The 20,923-nt window shown below is 71.6% G+C and carries 18 protein-coding genes, 1 tRNA gene, 1 pseudogene and 1 riboswitch; of the genes and pseudogenes, 5 read left to right on the forward strand and 15 right to left on the reverse strand.

The window, feature by feature from the left end; all coding sequences use genetic code 11:
* Positions 1-12: 12 nt before the first annotated feature.
* Positions 13-1,473 (reverse strand): M20/M25/M40 family metallo-hydrolase, encoded by a 1,461-nt coding sequence (locus tag F8O02_RS06580; RefSeq protein ID WP_158036446.1) that lies wholly within the window; start codon positions 1,471-1,473, stop codon positions 13-15.
* A 47-nt stretch (positions 1,474-1,520) separates the two neighbouring features.
* Positions 1,521-2,468 (reverse strand): tRNA glutamyl-Q(34) synthetase GluQRS, encoded by a 948-nt coding sequence (gene gluQRS, locus F8O02_RS06585; protein WP_158036447.1) that lies wholly within the window; start codon positions 2,466-2,468, stop codon positions 1,521-1,523.
* Between the two features lie 185 nt (positions 2,469-2,653).
* Here gluQRS and pnuC point away from each other — a divergent pair, with 185 nt between their 5' ends.
* Positions 2,654-3,367, forward strand: coding sequence for a nicotinamide riboside transporter PnuC (gene pnuC / locus F8O02_RS06590; protein WP_158036448.1), 714 nt, complete (start codon positions 2,654-2,656; stop codon positions 3,365-3,367).
* Positions 3,368-3,548: 181 nt separating this feature from the next.
* Here the strand turns inward: pnuC and F8O02_RS06595 are convergent, their stop codons facing one another.
* From F8O02_RS06595 to ribB, 6 genes are all read right to left on the reverse strand, one after another.
* Complete coding sequence (locus F8O02_RS06595; RefSeq protein ID WP_158036449.1) at positions 3,549-5,180, reverse strand: solute symporter family protein; 1,632 nt, start codon at positions 5,178-5,180, stop codon at positions 3,549-3,551.
* 12 nt (positions 5,181-5,192) lie between these two features.
* Positions 5,193-5,573, reverse strand: a complete 381-nt coding sequence (locus F8O02_RS06600; protein WP_158036450.1) for a DUF485 domain-containing protein — start codon at positions 5,571-5,573, stop codon at positions 5,193-5,195.
* A gap of 179 nt (positions 5,574-5,752) precedes the next feature.
* Positions 5,753-6,787: a type 1 glutamine amidotransferase gene (locus F8O02_RS06605; protein ID WP_225734167.1), complete on the reverse strand. Its 1,035-nt coding sequence runs from the start codon at positions 6,785-6,787 to the stop codon at positions 5,753-5,755.
* Positions 6,788-6,789: 2 nt separating this feature from the next.
* Complete coding sequence (locus tag F8O02_RS06610; RefSeq protein ID WP_158036451.1) at positions 6,790-8,091, reverse strand: Mur ligase family protein; 1,302 nt, start codon at positions 8,089-8,091, stop codon at positions 6,790-6,792.
* Between the two features lie 103 nt (positions 8,092-8,194).
* Positions 8,195-8,677: a 6,7-dimethyl-8-ribityllumazine synthase gene (gene ribH / locus F8O02_RS06615; protein WP_158036452.1), complete on the reverse strand. Its 483-nt coding sequence runs from the start codon at positions 8,675-8,677 to the stop codon at positions 8,195-8,197.
* Positions 8,674-10,098, reverse strand: coding sequence for a 3,4-dihydroxy-2-butanone-4-phosphate synthase (ribB, locus tag F8O02_RS06620; RefSeq protein ID WP_158036453.1), 1,425 nt, complete (start codon positions 10,096-10,098; stop codon positions 8,674-8,676). The genes ribH and ribB overlap by 4 nt, the downstream gene beginning before the upstream one ends.
* An 86-nt stretch (positions 10,099-10,184) precedes the next feature.
* A riboswitch (FMN riboswitch) is annotated at positions 10,185-10,325 on the reverse strand.
* Positions 10,326-10,483: 158 nt separating this feature from the next.
* On the opposite strand from ribB, the gene F8O02_RS06625 reads away from it, so the two are divergent.
* Complete coding sequence (locus tag F8O02_RS06625) at positions 10,484-11,326, forward strand: carbon-nitrogen hydrolase family protein (protein ID WP_158036454.1); 843 nt, start codon at positions 10,484-10,486, stop codon at positions 11,324-11,326.
* Between the two features lie 50 nt (positions 11,327-11,376).
* On the opposite strand, the gene F8O02_RS06630 is transcribed toward F8O02_RS06625, so the two are convergent.
* The 4 genes from F8O02_RS06630 to F8O02_RS06645 all read right to left on the reverse strand — a co-directional run bounded on the left by F8O02_RS06630 (position 11,377) and on the right by F8O02_RS06645 (position 15,318).
* Positions 11,377-12,174 carry a family 1 encapsulin nanocompartment shell protein gene (locus F8O02_RS06630; protein ID WP_158036455.1) on the reverse strand — a complete coding sequence of 266 codons (798 nt, stop codon included), beginning with the start codon at positions 12,172-12,174 and terminating at the stop codon, positions 11,377-11,379.
* A 53-nt stretch (positions 12,175-12,227) separates the two neighbouring features.
* Positions 12,228-13,388 (reverse strand): Dyp-type peroxidase, encoded by a 1,161-nt coding sequence (locus F8O02_RS06635; protein WP_158036456.1) that lies wholly within the window; start codon positions 13,386-13,388, stop codon positions 12,228-12,230.
* Between the two features lie 97 nt (positions 13,389-13,485).
* Positions 13,486-14,868 carry an Nramp family divalent metal transporter gene (locus F8O02_RS06640; protein ID WP_158036457.1) on the reverse strand — a complete coding sequence of 461 codons (1,383 nt, stop codon included), beginning with the start codon at positions 14,866-14,868 and terminating at the stop codon, positions 13,486-13,488.
* A gap of 376 nt (positions 14,869-15,244) precedes the next feature.
* A tRNA-Met gene (locus tag F8O02_RS06645) sits at positions 15,245-15,318 on the reverse strand.
* A gap of 71 nt (positions 15,319-15,389) precedes the next feature.
* Here F8O02_RS06645 and F8O02_RS06650 point away from each other — a divergent pair.
* Positions 15,390-16,007 (forward strand): helix-turn-helix domain-containing protein, encoded by a 618-nt coding sequence (locus F8O02_RS06650; protein WP_158036458.1) that lies wholly within the window; start codon positions 15,390-15,392, stop codon positions 16,005-16,007.
* On the opposite strand, the gene F8O02_RS06655 is transcribed toward F8O02_RS06650, so the two are convergent.
* From F8O02_RS06655 to F8O02_RS09215, 3 genes and pseudogenes are all read right to left on the reverse strand, one after another.
* Complete coding sequence (locus F8O02_RS06655; RefSeq protein ID WP_225734169.1) at positions 15,955-16,806, reverse strand: aspartate/glutamate racemase family protein; 852 nt, start codon at positions 16,804-16,806, stop codon at positions 15,955-15,957. The genes F8O02_RS06650 and F8O02_RS06655 overlap by 53 nt on opposite strands.
* Positions 16,803-18,215: pseudogene (locus F8O02_RS06660) on the reverse strand (NCS1 family nucleobase:cation symporter-1); the annotation flags it as partial. The pseudogene F8O02_RS06660 and the gene F8O02_RS06655, both read right to left, overlap by 4 nt.
* 15 nt (positions 18,216-18,230) lie before the next feature.
* A complete protein-coding gene (locus tag F8O02_RS09215) occupies positions 18,231-18,374 on the reverse strand; it encodes a hypothetical protein (protein WP_225734174.1) in 144 nt (47 codons plus the stop codon).
* A 206-nt stretch (positions 18,375-18,580) separates the two neighbouring features.
* Between F8O02_RS09215 and F8O02_RS06665 the strand changes: the two genes are divergently transcribed.
* Together F8O02_RS06665 and F8O02_RS06670 are read left to right on the forward strand one after the other, a co-directional pair.
* Entirely contained in the window at positions 18,581-19,969 is a 1,389-nt protein-coding gene (locus F8O02_RS06665; RefSeq protein WP_218859555.1) for a sensor histidine kinase, read from the forward strand.
* Positions 19,966-20,781: a response regulator transcription factor gene (locus F8O02_RS06670; RefSeq protein ID WP_158036459.1), complete on the forward strand. Its 816-nt coding sequence runs from the start codon at positions 19,966-19,968 to the stop codon at positions 20,779-20,781. The genes F8O02_RS06665 and F8O02_RS06670 overlap by 4 nt, the downstream gene beginning before the upstream one ends.
* The last annotated feature ends 142 nt before the right edge of the window (positions 20,782-20,923 follow it).

The raw sequence follows: 20,923 nt of genomic DNA on the forward strand, positions 1-20,923 counted from the left end.
GCCCCGCTCGCCTCAGTCTATCCGCGCCGTCTCGCCGAGCGCCGCGAGGAACAGCGCCTCGCTGAGCGCGACCGCCTCGATCTCGGCCGGCAGCACGCTCTCGTTCGGCGCGTGGATCGCCGCAGCGGGATCCTCCACCCCGAACAGGGCGATCTCCGCATCGGGGAACCGCTGCTGCAGCGCGTTCGTCAGCGGGATGGCCCCACCGCTGCCGGCGAACACCACGGGCCGGCCGAATGCCCGGGCCATCGCCGCCTGCAGCATCCGGCTCGTGCGTGTCGTCGTGTCGGCGGCGAAGCCCTCGCCGCTGCCGCCATCGGTGATCGTCACCCGCACACCCCATGGGGCAACCGCGCGCAGTCGATCGGCGAGCGCGCGCTGGGCGGCCGCGGCGGACATCCCCGGCGGCACCCGCAGGTTCAGGCGGGCCGCCGCGTGCCCTTGGATGGCGGCGGTGGAGCCGACGACCGGCGGGGCGTCGACGCCGAGCACCGTGACCGTCGGCCTGGCCCAGAGCATGTCGGCGATCGAGCCAGAGCCGATGATGGCCACCCCGTCGGGCACGCCCGCGTCGGCGCGGAAGCGTTCCTCCGGATAGTCGGCGCCAGCCCACCGCTGGTCGGCCGGGATGCCGGGCACGGTCAGGTCGCCCGCGGGGCCACGCAGCGAGGCGAGCATCATGATCAGCGCCTGCAGCGCGTCCGGCGCCGCCCCGCCGAACTGCCCGGAGTGCAGGGCGACCGGCACGGTGTCGACGGCGACGGTGAGATCGCCGACTCCGCGCAGTGCCACGGTGAGCGTGGGCTCGCCGGCTGCGACGTTCCCGGAGTCCATGATGAGCATGACGTCCGCGGCGAAGTCCTCCGGATGGTCGGCGAGCCAGCGGTCGAGCCCCTGCCCGCCCTGCTCCTCGGAGCCCTCGAAGACGACGCGCACGCCGACCGGCAGCGCGCCCGCAGTCGCCCGCAGCGCGCGAAGGGCGGACAGGTGCGCGACGAGGTTGCCCTTGCAGTCGGCGGCGCCGCGGCCGTGCAGGCGGCCGTCCTCCCCCGGGGTCAGTGTGAACGGCGGCGTGTGCCAGGCCGCCCCGTCGAGCGGCGGCTGCACGTCGTAGTGCCCGTACAGCAGCACGGTGGGCGCGCCGGCCGGGGCGGGCATGCCGCCGAGCACGGTCTGCGAGCCGTCGACGGTGTCCACGACGCGCGCGTCGGCGACGCCGAGCTCGTGCAGCCGGGCGACGAGCCAGGCGGCCGCAGCGCGGGAGTGGCTCCAGTCGTACTGGGCCGGGTCGGCGACCGAGGGGAAGGCGACAAGCTCGGCGAGATCCGCGAGTGCACGCGGCTGCTCGGCGTGGACCGCGGCGGCGAGTGCGTCGGCCTGCGCTGTGGCGAGGTCGAGAGCGGGGGCCGATGATGTCTGACCGGGATCGGACGCCGGGGCGGCGTCCTCTGGGATCGGGGTGGCTGCGGACATCGGCTGCTCCTTCCCGCGGCGACCGGGCGCCGCGCCTGAGACGCCTCTCAGCGTACCGCCGGGGCCTCGTCGCCCGGCGCATGGAACGTCCACGGGTCACGGGGCAGCCGGGCGAGCTCGAGGGAGGCGACCGCTGCCGCCAGCAGCGCGGCGGGCTCGCCGGTGTCGACCGCGGCGTCCACCGCCGTCTGGTCGACGGCGCCGCCGAGCGAGTGCAGCAGCAGGGCGAGCACCGCGACCGGGGTCACACCCCGCGCGGCGAGTCGGGGCAGGGTGACGGCGCCGCCGCGCTTGGCGAGCCGCCGCCCCTGATCGTCGACGACGAGGGGCACGTGTGCGTAAACGGGCGTGGGCAGGTCGAGCAGCCGAGCGATCATCATCTGCCGGGGCGCCGAGGCGAGCAGATCGTCGCCGCGGACGACCTGGTCGACGTCCTCGTGCGCGTCGTCGACGACGACGGCCAGGTTATAGGCGGGTGTGCCGTCAGCACGGCGCAGCACGAGGTCGTCGACCGGCCCGGTCCACGCCCCGTGCAGCAGGTCGTGGACGGTCTCGCGGGCGACGTCCGCGCGTAGACGCAGGGCGCCGGGCCGCTCGCGACGGCGTGCGGCTCGCTGCACCTCGGTCAGGTGCCGGCAGGTGCCCGGGTACTGGCCGGGGATGCCGTGCGGTGCCCGCACCGCCTCGACGATCTCCCGCCGGGTGCACCAGCACTCATAGACGAGCCCGCGGCGGCGCAGGTCGTCGATCGCGGCGTCGAACCGGGCGACGTGCCGGGACTGCACGTGGACGGGGCCGTCCCAGTCGAGGCCGATCGCCCGGAGCGCCTCGAGCTGGGGGCGGGGGTCACGGGCGCGAGCGCGGTCGAGATCCTCGATGCGCAGAACGAACTTGCGGCCGGTGGCGTGGGCGAGCAGCCAGGCCAGCACAGCCGTGCGCAGGTTGCCCACGTGCAGATCCCCGCTGGGACTGGGGGCGAAACGACCGGCGGACATGACCTTCCACGATACGCCGCCGGTGGGCTGTCCCCTTTGCGCTCGGCCGTCCGGATCCGTCAGCGGGGCCGTCCGACCCGTCACGTGCGGTCATCCGGCCCGCGTGGGATGCTGCCGGGACTACCATGGCCGTGCTCGGGCCGCCTCGCGACCGCGCGGCCGCCGCCCGATTCGAGGAGCGATGGATGAGCCTGTTCGACGCCGTGCGCTGGCTGTATGACGCGACGATCCCGATGGGCGATCTGCGTCCGCTGGTCGTACGCGAGGTCGTCGGCAACGTCTTCGGCCTGGCCAGCGCGCTGGGCGGAATGCGTCGGCGGGTGTGGGCGTGGCCGGTGGGCATCATCGGCAACGCGCTGCTATTCACGGTGTTCGTCGGTGCGATCGCCACGCGTGGCGACACCCCGACCCTGCTCGGTCAGGCCGGCCGACAGCTCATGTTCATCGCCGTGTCGGCGTGGGGCTGGTGGTCCTGGCGGCGAGCACGGCGGGAGCAGGACGCGGCCGGGGCCGCGACGGCACGGGCGGCGAGCCTCGTCGGCGACGCCGAGCGGGACGACGGCGTGCAGCCCCGGTGGGCGACGCCCCGTCAGCGGGCGGGGCTCGTCATCGCGCTGTTCGTCGGCACGGCGGCGCTCACCCCGCTGTTCCGGGCGCTCGGGTCGAGCGAGCCGGTGTGGGCGGACGCCTGGACATTCATGGGGTCGCTGCTGGCCACCTGGGGGATGGCCCGCCGCTGGGTGGAGTTCTGGCTGATCTGGGTGGCCGTCGATCTGGTCGGCGTGCCTCTGCTGCTCGGTGCCGGGTACTACGCGACGGCCACGATGTACATCGTCTACGGGGTGTTCACGCTGAGTGGGTTCTTCGTGTGGCGGCGCGCCCGTCGCGCGCAGGGGTGACGGCGGGGCCAGTCGTGGCATCCGCCGGCACGAGAGGCACGTACGGGTCGGTCCGATGGGTTCCGGCCCGGTGGTTTCCGGCCTGGTGGTTTCCGGCCTGGTCACCGAACCCACGAGGCGGGCCGCGTCCGCATCCCCACGCGGATGCGGACGCGGCCCGCCCGGTGCACTGATCGATCGGTCAGTGACGGGCCGCGCCCACCGCGCCAGGGCCGGGGAGCGAGCGGACGTACATCTCGGCCTCGAGCCTGCGGCTCTCGGTCTGCCCGGGCGGGATCACCGAGCCGAGCCAGCCAAGCAGGAACCCGGCCGGGATCGAGATGATGCCCGGGTTCTCCAGCGGGAAGATCGCGAAGTCGACGCCGTCGCCGAGCATCGCGGTCGCGGAGCCGCTGACCACCGGAGAGAACACGATGAGCACGAGGGTGATGACGAGCCCGCCGTACATGCTCCACACCGCACCCCGGGTGGTGAACCCCTTCCAGAACAGGGAGTAGACGATCGTGGGCAGGTTCGCGCTGGCGGCGACGGCGAATGCGAGCGCGACGAGGAACGCCACGTTCTGCCCCTGGGCGCCGATGCCGCCGACGATCGCGAGCACGCCGATCACGATGACCGTGTTGCGGCCGATGCGCACCTCGGTGTCGGGCGAGACGTCCTGCCCCTTCTTGATCACGTTCGCGTAGATGTCATGGGCAAAGGATGCCGCGGCCGTGATCGCGAGGCCCGCCACCACCGCGAGGATGGTCGCGAACGCCACGGCCGAGATGAACCCGAGCAGCAGCGGCCCGCCGAGCTGGAGGGCGAGCAGCGGTGCGGCGGAGTTCACGCCACCGGGCGAGCTCTTGATCGTGTCAGGGCCGATCAGGTAGCCGGCGCCGTAACCGAGCACGAGCGTGAAGATGTAGAACAGCCCGATCAGCCAGATCGCCCAGACCACCGACTTGCGCGCTTCTTTGGCGGTCGGCACCGTGTAGAACCGCATGAGCACGTGGGGCAGCCCCGCGGTGCCGAGCACGAGCGCCGCGCCGAGCGAGATGAAGTCGAGCGGGTTCTTGTACTTCTGTCCCGGCGCGAGGATGCCCTCGTCGCCGCCCGCCGCGGCCACGGCGTTGTCGAGCAGCGTGTTCAAGCTGAACCCGTTGAGCGCGAGCACCCAGAGCGTCATCGCGAACGCGCCGGCGATGAGCAGCACGGCCTTGATGATCTGCACCCAGGTGGTGCCCTTCATCCCGCCGATGAGCACGTAGACGATCATGAGCACCCCGACGACGGCGATGACGATCGACTGCCCCACCTTGTCGGAGATGCCGAGCAGCAGCGAGACGAGCCCGCCGGCGCCGGCCATCTGCGCCAGCAGGTAGAAGAACGTCACCGCGAGCGTGGAGATCGCCGCCGCCATTCGCACGGGCCGCTGCCGCAGCCGGAACGAGAGCACATCGGCCATCGTGAACTTGCCGGTGTTGCGCAGCAGCTCGGCGACGAGCAGCAGGGCGACCAGCCAGGCGACGAGGAAGCCGACGGAGTACAGGAACCCGTCGTAGCCGCTGACCGCGATCGCCCCGACGATGCCGAGGAAGGACGCGGCGGAGAGGTAGTCGCCGGCGATGGCGGTGCCGTTCTGGGTGCCGCTGAAGCCACGGCCGCCGGCGTAGAAGTCGTCGGCGGACTTTGTGCCCTGACGACTGACACGGATGACGATGAACATGGTGATCGCGACGAACGCCGCAAAGATGCCGATGTTCAGCACCGGGTTGTTGTTCTGCACGGTGGCGGCGAGGATCTGCTCGCCCGCCCGCTGGATGTCGGTCATGTCCGGGGCCCCTCACTCGCCTCGCGCGCCGGCCGCCGCCGCGCGCGCCTCGGTCTCGGCCTGATCGAGCTCCTCGCGCAGGCTCGCGGCCTGCGGGTCGAGGACGCGATTGGCGTAGGACACGTACCACATCGTGATCGCGAAGGTCGTCACGAACTGGGCCAGCCCGAGCACGATGCCCAGGTTGACGCGGCCCGCGACGGGGCGGGCCATGAGCTGCGGCTGGGTGATCGCCACGATGACGAACCCGAAATACCACACGAGCGCCACCGCGAGCACGGGGAGGACGAAGCGGCGATGCGCGTGCTTCAGCCTCTGGAACTCGGGGGACGCCTGGACGGCGATGTAGTCGACCCGCCCTGCTCGGGCGTCGACGAATGACTGCTTGGCCACGGGGCCTCCTTGCCTCGACGGTCAGTGTTTCCGTCAATCTACTGATCTGGGGCAAGGGCGACGAATCATATTCGCGGATCGTATTCAGCAGGTGCGGACGCTGCCGCGGCGTGGTGCGGGACGCTGCCTCGTCCGCGCTCACGCCGGGCCGCCCGGACCTGCCGGGCCGCGGGCGGACGCTACCGGGGCCGGGTGACGGCGACGGCGCGCGTCTGCTCGGTGTATGGCTCGTCCACCTCGGGCACGCGCATCAGCCCGTACCGGTTCGCGAGCGCCGCGCCGATCAGGTAGTCGGCCAAACGCGGATTCTTCGGCAGCACCGGGCCATGCAGGTAGGTGCCCACCACGTTGGCGACGCGGGCGCCCTCGGTGCCGTCCTGGCCGTTGTTGCCGGCCCCGTGCCCGCGGCGGACCATCCCGAGTGGCTGCACGCCCTCGCCGAGGAAGCTCTGCCCGGAGTGGTTCTCGAAGCCGATGAGCTCGCCGAACTGGTCGCTGTCGACGATCACATTGCCCACGAGCCGGTCGCTCTCGCCGCGGGTGTGCACGTCGAGCACGCCGATGCCGGTCAGCTGCTGGCCGCCGATCGTGTCGAAGCTGCGGCCGAACAGCTGGTACATGCCGCACACCAGCAGCATCGGCGTGCCGATCTCGACGAGGGCCTGCAGCCAGGCGCGCCGCTCGAGCAGGTCGCGGTACACCTTCGCCTGGCCGGAGTCCTGCCCGCCGCCGCCGAGGACGATGTCGGCCCGCCGGGGTGCCGGGCCGCCCACCTCAACGTCGTGCACGCGAGGCACGAAGCCCATCCACTGCAGGCGGCGCACGATTGTGAGGGTGTTGCCCCAGTCGCCGTAGATGTTCATGTCGCGCGGGTACAGCTGCACGATGTCGATCGGCCGGCCGACGTCGTCACCGGCATCGGCGCCCTCGGCATCGGCGTCGGGGTCAGCGTCCTCGTCTATGACGACGGTCGCGGCGGCCACGCCGGTGAGGGCGACGACCTCCATCCGCTCCTCGGCGCCCTCCGCCTCAGCAGCCGCCTCTGGGGCGGCTGTCTCCGTCGTCTCGTCGGGCTCCGGCTTCCCCGCCGGCCGATCCGACTTCGCCGCGGGCGCCGGCTTCGCCTCTGCCGCCGGTTTCCTCTCCGGACTCGTCTTCACGGCCGGCTTCGTCTCCGCTGCTGACTCCGTCTCCGCTGCAGGCTTCTTCTCCATGCTCATGCTCCGATCGGCCCGACCTCAGTGTGCCGGCTCATCTCGCGACGCAGCTGCAGCATCGCCGTGTACGTGCAGAAGATGCGGGTGGGACGCCCCGCAGAGGCCTCGAGGAACGCGTCCAGCGCCGGGCCGAGCGCCGGCTCGACCCGGGCGACGTCCACCAGGTCGTAGTGCAGCCGCAGCGCCATGTCCCAGGCGCGCACGCCGCTGGCCATCGTCACGCCGCGGGCGCGCAGGGCGCTGAAGTCGACGTCCCACAACCAGCTCATGTCGCGTCCGTCGGCGTACTGGTCGTTGATGGCGATCATGACCGCCTCCTCGGGCCCGCCGAGCGAGCGCAGCGAGGAGCGGAAGCCGGCCGGGTTCTTCACCAGCGACAGGCGGACGGGGCGGCCGTCGACGTCAAAGGTCTCGCCGCGCCCGAACGCCGCCTTGACCTGGCCGAGCGTGGCCATGAGCAGGCCGTCGTCGTGGGCCTTCTCCTCGGGCAGCGCGGCCCGGGCTCCGGCGAGCGCGGCGGCCGCGTTGAGCGCGTTGTGCACGCCGGCGAGCTGCAGGTCGACGGAGAGACGCAGGCGGTCCATGCGGTAGACGGCCCGCTCACCGTCGAGGCCGGCGAGCTCGACGTCGGCGGGCGCCGGCGGCACCGCGAGGGCGCTGCCCTCGTGCGGGTCGCGGGTCTCGTGCAGTCGGTCGTCGTCAGGGAAGAGATCGGCCAGCGCCGGCGCGTAGCCGAAGTAGCGCACCTGGACGTCACCGGAGAGATGGTCGGCGATCGCCCGCACGCGCGGGTCGTCGCGGTTGAGCACGACCGTGCCGGTCGTCGCCTGAGCGACCTTGAGCAGCATGCCCGCGGTCGTGTCGATCTCGCCGAACCGGTCGAGCTGGTCGCGCAGCACGTTGAGCAGCACTGACACGCGGGGGCGCACCTGCTCGACGAAGTGCACCGCGTGGGCCTCGTCGAGCTCGAGCACGGCGATGTCGGCGTCGAGCCAGCCGGACCAGTCGACCTCGTCGAGCAGGGCGGTGACGACGCCGCGGGTGAAGTTCGACCCCGTGGGGTTCGTAAACACCTTCAGCCCCTGCCCGCGCAGCAGGTCGGCGAGCATCTTCGTGGTGGTCGTCTTGCCGTTCGTGCCGCTGACGACGATGATCCCCTCGGGCAGCCGCCCGAGGGCCTCGGCCATGAAGTGCGGGTCGAGGCGTTCCACGATGTACCCGGGCAGCGCCGACCCCCCGCCACGCAGCCGCGCGACGGCCTTCGTCAGGCGGCCGATGGCGATGATCAGGGGGTTGCTCATGGTCACTCATTCTATGCGGGCGACGCGGCCGGCCGGGGCGGCACGCTGAGCGGCCGCGGCGGTCGGACTCGCCGCCCGGATGGCGGTCATGCGGCCACGCCGATCACCACCCGGTGTCGTCGGCGATCTCCTCCAGCGCCCGGGCGAGGCCGAGAGCCGCATCGACCGCCTCCGCGCCCTTGTCCTCCGCGGCGCCGGGGCCGCCGGCGCGGTCGAGTGCCTGCTGCTCCGTGTCACAGGTGAGCAGGCCGAAACCGACTGGCCGGCCGCTGTCGAGGGCGACTCTGTTGAGCCCGTCGGTCGCCGCATGGCACACGTAGTCGAAGTGCGGGGTGCCACCGCGGATGACGACGCCCAGGGCGACCACCGCGTCCGCGCCGGCGGCGAGCGCCGCCTGGGCGGCCACGGCGAGCTCGAAACTGCCGGGCACGCGCACGAGCCGCCACCGGGCCCCGGCCCGGTCGAGGGCCCGCCGCGCCCCGTCGATCAGCCCGGCCATGACCTGCTCATGCCAGGAGGACGCGACGACGACGACCCGCCGGCCCCGCCCGTCCGCCCGCACCTCGGGCACACCGGCGCCGCTCATGCGCGCACCTCCTGCCAGTCACCGGTCGCCGCGGGCACGGGGGCGACCACCGCGTCCGCATCGGCTGGCCGCTCGCGCCGCTCGCGCCAGCGGGCGATCTGGGCGACGGTGAGCACGGGCAGCCCCGCGGCATCGCCCATCCGCACAAGGTCGGGGAACCGCATCATCTCACCGGAGTCGAGCACCATCTCGCCGATCGCGGCCACCTCGGGCAGGCCCGCGATGCGCATCAGGTCGACGGAGGCCTCGGTGTGGCCGGCCCGCTCGAGCACGCCGCCGGGCCGGGCCCGCAGCGGCACCACGTGCCCGGGCCTGGTCAGCCCGTCGGGCGCGGTGGCGGAGTCGGCGAGGACGTTGAGCGTGTGGCAGCGGTCAGCGGCCGAGATGCCGGTGGTCACGCCGGTCGCCGCGTCGCAGGTGACCGTGTAGGCGGTGCCCTTGGGATCGCGGTTGTCGGCGACCATGGGCGGCAGCGCAAGCCGGTCGGCGATCGCGTCGGGCATCGGCGCGCACAGGTACCCGGAGGTGTGCCGGATCATCCAGGCGATCCAGTGCGGGGTGGCGAGCGCGGCAGAGATGATCGCGTCCCCCTCGTTCTCGCGCCGCTCGTCATCGGCGACGAGCACCGGCAGCCCCTGACGTAGGGCGTCGACGGCTCGGGCGACGGCCCGGTCGTCCTCGGCGTCACGAGGGTCGGCGGGGATCGCATCCGTCGTCACCACACCCGCATCGATCGGGGCGGGTGCCGCCGTGGGCAGCCCCGTCCCGGCCGCAGCGAGGCTGGCAGTCGGAGCCACCCGGGTCGCGTCCGCCGCGCCGACGCCTGCGACGAGCAGCCGACGCAGCTGCCGGGCGAGCACATCGGTCTCGAGATTCACCTCGTCGCCGACCGCGAGCGCGCCGAGATCGGTGTCGCGCTGGGTCTGCGGGATCAGCGAGACCTCGAACCAGTCGGCTCGGCGGGCGCTGACCGTCAGTGACACCCCGTCGACGGCGATCGATCCCTTGGCCACGATGAGCGCGGCGGCCTCGGCGTCGGCGACCTGCAGGCGCAGGATGCGGGCGTCGCCCTCGGTGCGCACGGCGATGAGCCGGGCGGTGGCGTCGACGTGTCCCTGCACGACGTGGCCGCCGAGGCGCCCGTCGGATCGAGCCGCCCGTTCGAGGTTCACGACATGGTCGGGGGCGAGCCGGCCGAGGGTGGTGCGGCGCAGAGTCTCGGCCATGACGTCCGCGGTGAACGAGCGATCGTCGTGGGCGACGACCGTGAGGCACACCCCGTCGACGGCCACAGACTCGCCGATGGCGAGCTCGGCGGCGAAGGGCACGTCGCCGACGACGATGCGGGCGCCGTCGGAGGCGGTGTGCGGTGCTGGTGTGATGACGAGGCGCCCGCGCGCCTCGACGAGACCGGTGAACATGCGTTCCTTCCCGGCCCACGGAGGACACGCGGCACACGGTCGCCGCCGATCCGCCGGGCTGCGGTCGGACGGCGCCGAGGCACCGCAAGCGCTGACTCCCATCCAGACTGTGACTGTCGGCGCCGGGATTCCACCGGCTCGGCCGCCGCGCGCGTCACCTCGACGTCGCGCTGCGGTTCGCGGACTCTGACCGCCGGTTCGGATTTCCACCGACCCCGTGAGCACTTGTGTCTCCCAGTATCGCCGCTCGCGGTCGGCCAGGCAAGACCGGACGCCACCCGACGTCACATGACGCGGCGGGCGGGACCCGCCGGGGGCGGCGCATCCCCGGCAGACGCCGCCTCGTCACACCGGCCGGCCGCGACGGCTGTGCAAGGATGGCGACATGCCCACTCCTGAGGACTCGCTCTGGCTCGATCGCACCGTCACCGTCGCCGCCGCCCAGTTCGCGCCCGGACTCGACGTGCACGAGAACCTCGCCGGCATGGCCCGCTTCGTCGAGGTGGCCGCCCGCCGTCGGGCCGCGCTCGTGGTGTTCCCCGAGTACGCCGCCTGCTTCGCCCGCAGGCTCGACGACGAGGTCGTCGCCCGCGCCGAGCCACTCGACGGCCCGTTCGTGACGGGACTGGCCGAGCTCGCCCGGGCGCATCACGTGCACCTGGTCGCTGGGCTCGCCGAGGCGGCGCCGGATGTCGCCCCGCGCGTGCACAACACGCTCGTCGCCCTCTCCCCCGACGGTGGCCTCGAGGCCGTCTACCGAAAGGTGCACCTGTTCGACACGTTCGGCCACCACGAGTCGAAGCGGGTCGCGCCCGGACGGCTCGCCCCGGCCCAGATCTTCGAGGTCTCCGGCATCGCGGTGGGGCTGCAGGCCGGCTACGATCTGCGGTTCCCGGAGCTCACCCGAGGCATCATCTCGGCGGGCGCGGAGCTCGTCGCCGTGCCCGCCCAGTGGGCCGAGGGGTCGCTCAAGGAGCTGCACTGGCGCACGCTGCTGCAGGCCCGGGCGATCGAGAGCACCGCATACCTGCTCGCGGCGGGCCAGCCGGTGCCGCACGGCATCGGCCGATCGATGGTCGTCGACCCGATGGGCGTGATCCTCTCGGCCACCGGCGCGGAGCCCGGGCTCGTGGTCGCGGAGATCAGCCTGCAGCGTCTGGCGCAGGTGCGCGCGACGAACCCGGCCCTGCTCGGCCGGCGCATCCGGGTGGCCACCGACCCGGAGTGAGCCGCGGGTCAGACGGACGACTGGCGCAGCCCGCCCAGCTCGGCACCCGGTCAGGCGACGAGGGCGACCGCGGCGTCCGGCTGGTGCACGCGCACGGTGAACGACTCCTCGAGGTACAGGGCGATTGTGGTCGCGTCGTGCGCCTGATAGCCGATCGACGCATCGCGGCCCAGGTACAGGGCGGCATCGCCGCCGCGGCGGGAGACGACGACGGGGCTCTCCGCGGCCGGGGCCCAGAGGATGTCGCCGCCGTCGAGCAGGGGCACGAGATTGCCGAGCATCGGGCGGCCGTGGTCGGTCGTCTCGGCGATGCGGGTGTAGAGCTCCTGCGGCAGCACAAGGTCGTAGGGCCCCTCGACGTTCGCGAGGCGCAGCACGTTGGCGGCCGCGGCGACCGCGTCGTCCATCTGCTCGAGCTCGGGACGCATGCGCACCGGCTCGTGGGTGCTCGCCTGGGTGAGCCCGACGATGCCGGCCTCGGCCCAGCCGTGCAGGATCGCCCGGTCCTCGAGGTCGACGAGCCGCTCGACGGCCTCATCGACGGCATCCCACGTCAGATCGAGGGCGCCGCGCTCGACGTCATCGACGTCCTGCCGGGCGACGGTGAACGGCACGCGCACCTGCACGAGCGTCTGCACGCGGAACATCCGGGCCTCGACGCCGTCGGAGGTGCCTCCGACCTCGAGGTGGCCGAGGTCGACCGAGCCGAGCGCGGGCCCACCCGGAGCAGGCACGTCGATGACGCGGCGGCCGGCGGCACGCAGCCGGAAGGTGTCACGCGCGCTGGCGTCGATCTGCTCCCAGGCGGCGTCGGAGATCGGCGCGAGCTGTCTGTGGAGGTTGTTCATGAGTGGTCCTCTCGGTCGGTGATGGTCTGGGGGGTCGGCGGCGGACGGGTCGGTCATGCTGATGCCGATCCGGCCGTCGTGGCGGAGGTGGGCCCGACCGGCTGCGCGGATGCGGTCGCCCCGGCGCCCGGGCGGTGCTGGGGGCTGCCGCGCAGGGCGCCCACGCCGAGCGATCCCTCGGCCGGTGCGGGGCCTGCCGGAGCGGCGGCGCGCTTCCACGCGACGTCCGCGGCGGTCTCACCGGCGGCAACCCCGGTCTGCCCCACGGCGGACGCGGGCACCTGGTCGAGCAGGTCGGGGTCGTCGAGCTCGTCCTGGCTCGGCACGAAGAACAGCGCGCCGGTCTGGGCGGTGGAGAAGTCGAGGATGCGGTCGGTGGTGCCGGCCGGGTCGCCAAGGAACATGTTGCGCAGCATCCGCTCGGTCGTGGTGACGTCGGCCGCGTAACCGATGAAGTATGTGCCGAACGTGCCGTCGGCGACCGACCCGAACGGCATGTTGTCGCGCAGGATCTCGTGCTCGGTGCCGTCGGCATCCTCGATGACGTTCAGGGAGACGTGCGAGTTCGGGGCCTTCTGGCCGTCGGGGATCTCGATGTCCGACAGCTTCGTGCGGCCGATGGCCGCCTCCTGCTGCTCGACGGTGAGCGCCCGCCAGCCGTCGAGGTCGTGCGTGTACCGCTGCACGATCACGTAGCTGGAGGCGGGATGGTCGCTGTCGTCCCCGGTGAGCGCGACCTCGGCGCGGGCGGGACCGGTCGGGTTCTCGGTGCCGTCGACGAAGCCGAGCATGTTGCGGGCGTCCCAGTACCGGAACCCGTGCACCTCGTCGATGATGCGGGCCGTGCCGCGCAGCAGCTCGCCCAGCCGCTGGGCGAGCTCGAAGCACATGTCCATGCGCCCGGCACGGATGTGGAAGAGCAGGTCACCCGGCGTGGCTGGTGCGCGACGCGGGCCGTCGAGCGGCTGGAACGGATGCAGGTGCTCGGGGCGCGGGGCGGTGAACGCGCGATCCCAGAACGCGGCGCCGATGCCGGTCACACAGGTGAGCCCGTCGTCCAGCGACCGCATGCCGACCGCGCGAACGAGACCCGAGACCTCCGCGAGCGCGTCTCGCGCCGCCTGCTCCCGCCCCGGCTCCACGACGAGCGTCAGGAAGATCGCCGCCGGCGTCACCGGGCCGATCACCGCCTGTGGGATCCGCTGCACTGTCATCGCATCCTCCTCGCAGACCAAGTCTAGGAGACGCCTGTGACAGGAGCGGGCCACGTTCAGTGTCGGGGAGGCGTGCCACCGCACCGTGCCGCCGGCGTCACACCTCGACGCCGAACAGCGGGGCGACGGTCTGCCAGACGAGCTGCAGGTTGAGATAGGTCAGCACCGCGGTGGCGAGCCAGCCGAGCGCCACGACCCAGCGGGGGTTGGCGAACCGTTGGCCCATGATCCGCTTCGAGGAGGTGAACCAGACCAGCGGGACCATCGAGATCGGCAGGGCGATGCAGAGGAACACCTGCGAGTTGACGAGCAGGTCGTCGAGTGCCTCCTCCTGTCCGCCGTAGATGATGGTGCAGATGACGACCGGGATGACGGCGACGACGCGGGTGATCACCCGGCGCAGCCACAGCGGCATCCGCATCCTGATGAAGCCCTCCATGATCACCTGGCCGGTGAGCGTGCCCGTGATGGTCGAGTTCTGGCCGGAGGCGAGCAGGGCGACGGCGAACAGGGTGGCGAGCACGGGGCTGGCGACCGCCCCGGCGATGGCCGGATCCTGCAGCGCGTCGTGCACCGCGGTGAGCGTGCCCAGATCGTTCTGGGCGCCATAGAACATGGCGGCGCCGAGCAGCAGCAGCAGGGTGTTCACGATGAAGGCGCAGCTGAGCTGGATGTTGGAATCCCAGGTGGCGAAGCGCACGGCGCGGGCCTTGGCCTCCTCGTCACCGCGGTCATAGCCGCGAGACTGCACGATCGCCGAGTGAAGATAGAGGTTGTGCGGCATCACGGTGGCCCCCACGATGCCCAGGGCCATGGTGAGCTGGTCAGGCTGGAGGATCTCGGGGCTGGGGATGAAGCCGGTGAGCACCTGTCCGACATCGGGGCCGGCGATGATCACCTCGTAGACGAACACGATCAGGATGGTCGCGATGAGCGTGACCACGATCGCCTCGATCTTGCGGAAGCCGATCTGCAGCAGGAACAGCAGCAGGAACACGTCGAGCACGGTGATGAGCACGCCGGCGACCATCGGGATGCCGAACAGCAGGTGGAGTGCGATGGCCGCACCGATCACCTCGGCGATGTCCGTGGCCATGATGGCGAGCTCGGTGACGATCCAGAGGACGATGCCGAGCCTCCGGCTGGTGTGGGCCCGGGTGGCCTGCGCCAGGTCCATGCCGGTGACGATGCCGAGCTTGGCGGCCATGTACTGCAGCAGCATGGCGATCAGGCTCGAGATCAGGATGACCGAGAGCAGCAGATAGCCGAAGTCGGCGCCCCCGCCGATGGAGGTGACCCAGTTGCCGGGGTCCATATAGCCGACGGCGACGAGCGCGCCCGGCCCGGAGTAGCGAGCGAGCGTCTTCCAGAAGCCGGTGCCGCGGGGCGGATCCGGGACCGTCCCGTTGATCTCCTCGAGCGACGGCCCGTTGGCGCGGGTGAACACGCGCGGTCGGTCGACCGCCTCTGCCTCGTGCATGGCTGCATTCATGCTGATCTCGATCTTCCTGTCATCTCTGCCCTCGTATCCGACTCTCCGTGTGGGCGACCCAATCAGTTCTAGCACACATATTCCTGAGTTTGGTCGCCCGAATTCTTGTCGGCTGCCGCCGGGGCACCCGCGGTCATCCCATACAGACGGTCGAGCCCCACGACCTGGCGGCGGTCGATGAGACAGCGGAGGCGAACGGGCGCGGAGGCGTCGGAGAGCACCGGGCAGAGATCGATGGGGGCGATGGGCGGAGAGCCTGAGCCAGCAGGACCGAGGCCCGGGCGGGAGCCCGCAGAAGGGGATCGCGAATAGCAGAAGGGCCTCGAACCAGGTGCGAACACCTGATCCGAGGCCCTTCGTCTCGTTGCGGGGGAAGGATTTGAACCTTCGACCTCCGGGTTATGAGCCCGGCGAGCTACCGAACTGCTCCACCCCGCGGCACAAGAGATCACTATAGCGCCCTCTCTCATGGTGCGCAACTCTCACATGAAGATGCCTACTATGGACGGGTGTCAGACGCCTCCGCCACCGACGGCCCGCACGCTCTCGGCCAGATCGGCAGCCGTCTGCGCGTACTGCGCCGGCAGCAGGAGCTCTCTCTGAGAGAGCTGTCCGAACGACTCGGCATCAGCCCGAGCGCACTCTCGCAGATCGAGAACGGTCGGCTGCAGCCATCCGTGAACCGACTGATCTCCATCATGAACGCCCTCGGTGTCCCCCTCGCCTTCGCCTTCAACGACCAGTCTGCGCCAGATGCCGAGAGCCCGGCGCCAGCGGTGTCGCCGATAGCCGAGCTGTCCGTGGCGCGGGCCGGGACGATCGATCCGATCGACCTGTCGACCGGGGTGCGCTACATTCGACTCACTCCGCATCCGATCCCCGGCATCGAACTGTTCGAATCCGTCTACCCGCCGGGCGCTGCATCGAGCCCCGAGGGCGAGTGGCTCTCCCACCAGGGATTCGAGACCGGTCACATGCGAGCGGGCCGTCTCGTCGTCGAGCACGACGGACGACGCATGGTCCTCGAACGGGGCGACAGTGTCTCGTTCCCGGCCAGGGCGCCGCATCGTCTCGTCAATCCCTCAGCGACCCGCTCGGCGACGATTCTCTGGCTGACGATCCACTGAGCCGGGCCGCAGGCACCCGCACCGCCTGTCGCAGCGCACATCCGCGGGTGACATCACTGGCCCCGGCACGGGTGAATACTGCCATCCCGCCCGTGTAGGGCTTCGGCGGCGGGGGTGCAAACTCGCCGCGCGAGGAGCCGCGCACCCCGGTCCGTACCAGCCCCTCGGCGAGGGTGACCGCTGCGGACACCCCGTCGATGACGGGGATCCCCACCTCCTCTCCGATGGCCCGGCACAGCCCCGCAAGGCCGGCGCAGCCAAGGACGGTTGCATCGGCCCCGTCCTCGTCGCGCGCCGCTACGGCCTCCGCACGCAGCCGTTCCCAGGCGCCCGACGCAGGGTCCGCGATGGCCAGGACGTCGATCTCCACTGCGCGGACCCGTCGGCATCGGGAGGCGAACCCATAGGCCTGCGCGAGATCCCAGGCCCGCCCTGCGGTGCGCGACAGCGACGTGATCACCGTGAACGAACGCCCGACCAGCACGGCCTGGTGCATGGCGGCCTCCGCAATGCCGATCACAGGCCCGGAGGCGATCTCCCGGGCCGCGAGCAGCCCGGGATCGCCGAAGCATGCGATGACATGGGCGTCGGCCCCGGTCTGCTCGGCCTGATCGATCCGCCGCAGCACACCGGGCACCGCGAGTGCCTCGTCGTAGTGACTCTCGACCGAGGCCGGGCCGCTGTCGGAGCGTTCGACGTCGACGACCACGTCGGGACCGGCGACGGCGCGAGCCGCCTCGGCGATGGTGCGGGTCATCCCCGCATCGGTGTTCGGGTTGACGACGTGGATCCGGATCACAGGTCCGTCCCATCCACCACCGCCTGCGGCTCAGGAGCTCGCCCGTCGGAGACCCCTTCGCCGGGTTCCACCGGACGGATCATCGGCCGGACGCGCTCCAGGATCAGGAACGACGCGAACCCGACGACGGCGCCGATGATCCACGAGTAGGTGGCGAGCCATGCGATGGCGGTGAGCAGCACCGCCGTGATCGAGCAGACGCCACCGATCACCGTCGCCCAGACGGCGTTCGGGTTGACGCCGCCGTGGAACCAGTAGTGCCCCTTCGAGTCGCGCGAGAACAGGTCGTCAACGACGATCCGCTGTCGACTGACGACGTAGTAGCCGGCGATCAAGATGCCGAACAGAGGGCCGATGAGCGCGCCGAGCAGGTCGAGGGTGTAGTGGATGGCCTGCGCGTTGCCGTACCAGTTCCAGGGGGTCAAGATCACCGAGCCGATCGCCGCGATCAGGCCGCCGGCTCTCCAGCTGATGCGCTTCGGCGCGACGTGGGAGAAGTCGAAAGCCGGCGAGATGAAGTTAGCCACGATGTTGATCCCGACTGTCGCGATCACGAAGGTGAGGCCGCCGAGCAGGATCGCGAACCCGGAGTCGATCCGCTGCACCGTCGCGATGGGGTCGGTGATCAGCTCGCCGTACACCGGGACCGTCAGCGAGGCGGTCACGACGGTCAGGATGGAGAAGAACAGGTAGTTGACCGGCAGCCCCCAGAAGTTGCCGCGCTTGACGGCGCCGAAGCCGCGGGCGTAGCGAGAGAAGTCCCCGAAGTTGAGCATCGGCCCGGCGAAGTAGGACACGACGAGGGCGATCGCCGAGATCATGACGGGGATGGACTCGGCGAAGCCGAGCTGCTCTCCGGTGTGGACGCTGAGGTCGATCGCCTGGACGCCGCCAGCCTCGACGAGGAGGTAACCAGTCAGGGCGAGCATCACCACATACACCGCGGGCCCGGCCCAGTCGATGAAGCGCCGTATCGTCTCCATGCCCGTCCAGAACACCGCCGCCTGCGCCACCCACAGGATGGCGTAGGAGATCCAGCCGAGCGCGTTCAGTCCGAGGAAGAACACCTCGGTGAGCGCCTGCGACGCCGGGATGAACTTCAGGATGACCATGTCGAGCGCCGATGAGGCGAGGTAGGTCTGCACGCCGTACCAGGCCACCGCGATGATCCCGCGCACTAGGGCCGGGATGTTCGCCCCTATCACGCCGAACACCGATCGTGCCATGACCGGATATGGGACGCCGGTGCGCTCGCTGGGTTTGGCGATGGCGTTCGTGAGGAACATCACGAGCACGATGCCGATCACCAGGCACACCAGCACCTGCCAGGAGGCGATCCCCAGGGCGAACAGGCTGCCCGCCGTGACGTAGCCGCCCACGCTGTGGATGTCCGCCATCCAGAACGCGAGGTAGTTGTAGGCGTTCTAGGTCCGTCGTCGCAGCGGTGCCAGATCCTCGTTGGTCAGCGAGTCGTGGTAGCCCTCTTTGATGACGGCCTCTCCCGCCGGATGCCTCAGACGAGACTCCAGCGGCTCCCCCACCGCCCCCTCGGTGATGCTTGCAGTCATGGGCTGTCTCTCCTGATTCTCTCGATGCGTCGAGCGGTCGCCTTCTTGGTGCGATCGACGAGGCGCGGTGATGAATCTGAAGCTATGACTGAACTTTTTCGCCGGGCTTTCCATCGCGTTTCCGATGGGTTTCAGCCGCTCTCCCTCCGCGGATCTCCTCCTCCGGCACGATCCGCCGCGTCCACCGGGCACCGTACAGTGGTCTCATGCCGCGCAGACGAGACCGCACCCGGGGCGAGGCCGTGCGTCCGCAGCCGGACGTCCCGACCCCGGCCCGCCCGGTCGTCGCCGGGGTCCGCCCCGACCGGTCGCGGCATCCGGGCAGCCGCGTGTACCGGTGGACGTCGAGGCACCGGCAGACCGTCGACGTGCTGCTCGCACTCGCGCTCGCTCTGGTGTTCCTGCTGCCCGTGCTCGCCTACGGCGATGACGCCTCAAGCGGCGACCGCTGGCAGGACGCCGGCTGGCTGCTCATGGCGATCTCCGCGGGGCTCGTCGTCCCGCTCGCTTGGCGGCGCACGGCCCCGGTGCCCGCGGCGGCGGTGATGGTCGCCGCCTGCCTCGTGCAGGTGACGCTCGGCAGCGAGCCGGTGATCGCCGACGGGCTTGTGCTGATGATGGTCTACGCCCTCGCCGCATACGCCCCGCGCTGGGCGTCGATCGCCGGGCTGTGGACGGCGCTGGGCGGCGCGGTGCTGTTCACGCTGCGCTACGTCAACCCGTTCGCCACGTCGGCGTGGACGGGTGACCCCGTGGTCTCAGGCCCGCAGACCCGCGCCGAGGTGACCTCGGCGATCGTCTCGATGCTCGTCTTCCTCGGTTTCGTCGCGGCTCTCGTCGTCGTGGTGTGGCTGTTCGGCGACATCACCCGCAGCCGGATGCTGCAGCAGCGCGAGCTCGCCGAGCACGCGGCCCGCCTCGAGCTGCAGCAGGCGCAGGAGCGCGAGCTCGCCGCCGCCGACGAGCGGGCCCGCATCGCCCGCGAGATGCACGACATCGTCGCCCACTCGCTGTCCGTGATCATCACGCAGGCCGACGGTGCCCGGTACGCATCCGCGGCCGACCCAGCCGTGGCGCCCCGCACGCTCGCGACGATCGCCGAGACCGGCCGCTCGTCGCTGCGCGAGATGCGCCGCATCCTCGGCGTGCTGCGCGACGACGATCGGGCCGAGACGACGCCACTGCCGACGCTCGCCGATCTGGACGAACTCGTCGCCACGGTGCGGCTCTCCGGCCTCGACGTCGCTGTGGACACCACGGGCACCCCCGCCCCGCAGCGTCTCTCCGCCGGCGCGCAGCTCGTCGTCTACCGGGTGGTGCAGGAAGCGCTGACGAACGTGCTCAAGCACGCCGGCGGCACCCCGCACGCCCGGGTGGCCCTCGACTGGGGTGCCGACACGCTCGGGATCACCGTCGTCGACGACGGCCGCGGGGTCACACGTGTCGATCTGACCGGCCTGGCTGGTGCGAGGCAGGGCCTGCGCGGCATGCGCGAGCGGATCGAGCTGTTCGACGGCGCGCTCGAGGCCGGTCCCCGCCCGGGTGGCGGCTTCCGGGTGCGCGCGACCCTGCCTTACGAGGAGGAGTCCCGATGAGCGCGCCCGTTCCCGGATCACCGACCACGTCGGATGCGGCGACCGACCCCGTCCGCGTGGCCATTGTCGACGACCAGGCGCTCGTGCGCGGCGGGCTCGCGATGCTCGTCGACTCGCAGCCCGACCTCGCCGTGACCGTGCAGGCCGGCGACGGCGCCGAGGCCGTGGCCCGGCTCGCCGAGCACCCCGTCGACGTGGTGCTCATGGATGTGCGCATGCCTGCCATGGACGGCATCGCGGCCACCCGCAGACTGCTCGCCGACCACCCCGACACCCGGGTGATCGTGCTGACCACCTTCGAGCTCGACGACTACGTGCTGCGTGCGATCGAGGCGGGCGCGAGCGGGTTCCTGCTCAAAGACGCCCGCCCCGAGCAGCTGCTCGACGCGATCCGCACCGTGCAGCGTGGGGACGCGGTGATCTCCCCGTCGATGACCCGCCGGCTGCTTTCACACGTGGTGCCGCTCATGCGCTCCGATCGGGCCGGGGCGCAGGCCGCGAGCGCACCGGACGCCGCCCCCGCGTCGACGGCGACCCCGCGTGCGGACGCCGCGGCGACCGAGGCGGGCGGGCGGGCGGAGGTGACCGCGGCGGCCCGCCGACTCGTCGCCGCACTCACCCCGCGCGAGCGCGAGGTGCTCGAGCTCGTCAGCGCCGGGCTGTCGAACGCAGAGATCGCCGACCGTCTGTTCCTGTCGGAGACGACGGTGAAGACACACGTCGGGCACATCCTCGCGAAGCTCGCCGCACGCGACCGCGTGCAAGCGGTCGTCATCGCGTTCCGCGCGGGCGTCGTGCCGCCGCTCGGCTGAACCGGCCGGGCCCCCTCCTCCCGCAGGAGGAGCCCCCACCCGGCACGGCTGCTCCCCCGGCGGAGGCCACGGCGAATCCCCTCCTGCGGGACGATGCGCGCCGCCGTCCGCCCCGGGAGGATGAAAGGGTCGTCGGCGATCC

Source organism: Pseudoclavibacter caeni (assembly GCF_008831125.1).
In the GTDB taxonomy this organism is placed as follows: domain Bacteria; phylum Actinomycetota; class Actinomycetes; order Actinomycetales; family Microbacteriaceae; genus Pseudoclavibacter_A; species Pseudoclavibacter_A caeni.

Excerpts from the sequence above, each read along its gene's own strand:
- F8O02_RS06580 (WP_158036446.1), bottom strand. The coding sequence starts at position 1,473 with ATGTCCGCAGCCACCCCGATCCCAGAGGACGCCGCCCCGGCGTCCGAT.
- gluQRS (WP_158036447.1), bottom strand. The coding sequence starts at position 2,468 with ATGTCCGCCGGTCGTTTCGCCCCCAGTCCCAGCGGGGATCTGCACGTG.
- pnuC (WP_158036448.1), top strand. The coding sequence starts at position 2,654 with ATGAGCCTGTTCGACGCCGTGCGCTGGCTGTATGACGCGACGATCCCG.
- F8O02_RS06595 (WP_158036449.1), bottom strand. The coding sequence starts at position 5,180 with ATGACCGACATCCAGCGGGCGGGCGAGCAGATCCTCGCCGCCACCGTG.
- F8O02_RS06605 (WP_225734167.1), bottom strand. The coding sequence starts at position 6,787 with ATGGAGAAGAAGCCTGCAGCGGAGACGGAGTCAGCAGCGGAGACGAAG.
- F8O02_RS06610 (WP_158036451.1), bottom strand. The coding sequence starts at position 8,091 with ATGAGCAACCCCCTGATCATCGCCATCGGCCGCCTGACGAAGGCCGTC.
- ribH (WP_158036452.1), bottom strand. The coding sequence starts at position 8,677 with ATGAGCGGCGCCGGTGTGCCCGAGGTGCGGGCGGACGGGCGGGGCCGG.
- ribB (WP_158036453.1), bottom strand. The coding sequence starts at position 10,098 with ATGTTCACCGGTCTCGTCGAGGCGCGCGGGCGCCTCGTCATCACACCA.
- F8O02_RS06625 (WP_158036454.1), top strand. The coding sequence starts at position 10,484 with ATGCCCACTCCTGAGGACTCGCTCTGGCTCGATCGCACCGTCACCGTC.
- F8O02_RS06630 (WP_158036455.1), bottom strand. The coding sequence starts at position 12,174 with ATGAACAACCTCCACAGACAGCTCGCGCCGATCTCCGACGCCGCCTGG.
- F8O02_RS06635 (WP_158036456.1), bottom strand. The coding sequence starts at position 13,388 with ATGACAGTGCAGCGGATCCCACAGGCGGTGATCGGCCCGGTGACGCCG.
- F8O02_RS06640 (WP_158036457.1), bottom strand. The coding sequence starts at position 14,868 with ATGCACGAGGCAGAGGCGGTCGACCGACCGCGCGTGTTCACCCGCGCC.
- F8O02_RS09215 (WP_225734174.1), bottom strand. The coding sequence starts at position 18,374 with ATGACTGCAAGCATCACCGAGGGGGCGGTGGGGGAGCCGCTGGAGTCT.
- F8O02_RS06665 (WP_218859555.1), top strand. The coding sequence starts at position 18,581 with ATGCCGCGCAGACGAGACCGCACCCGGGGCGAGGCCGTGCGTCCGCAG.
- F8O02_RS06670 (WP_158036459.1), top strand. The coding sequence starts at position 19,966 with ATGAGCGCGCCCGTTCCCGGATCACCGACCACGTCGGATGCGGCGACC.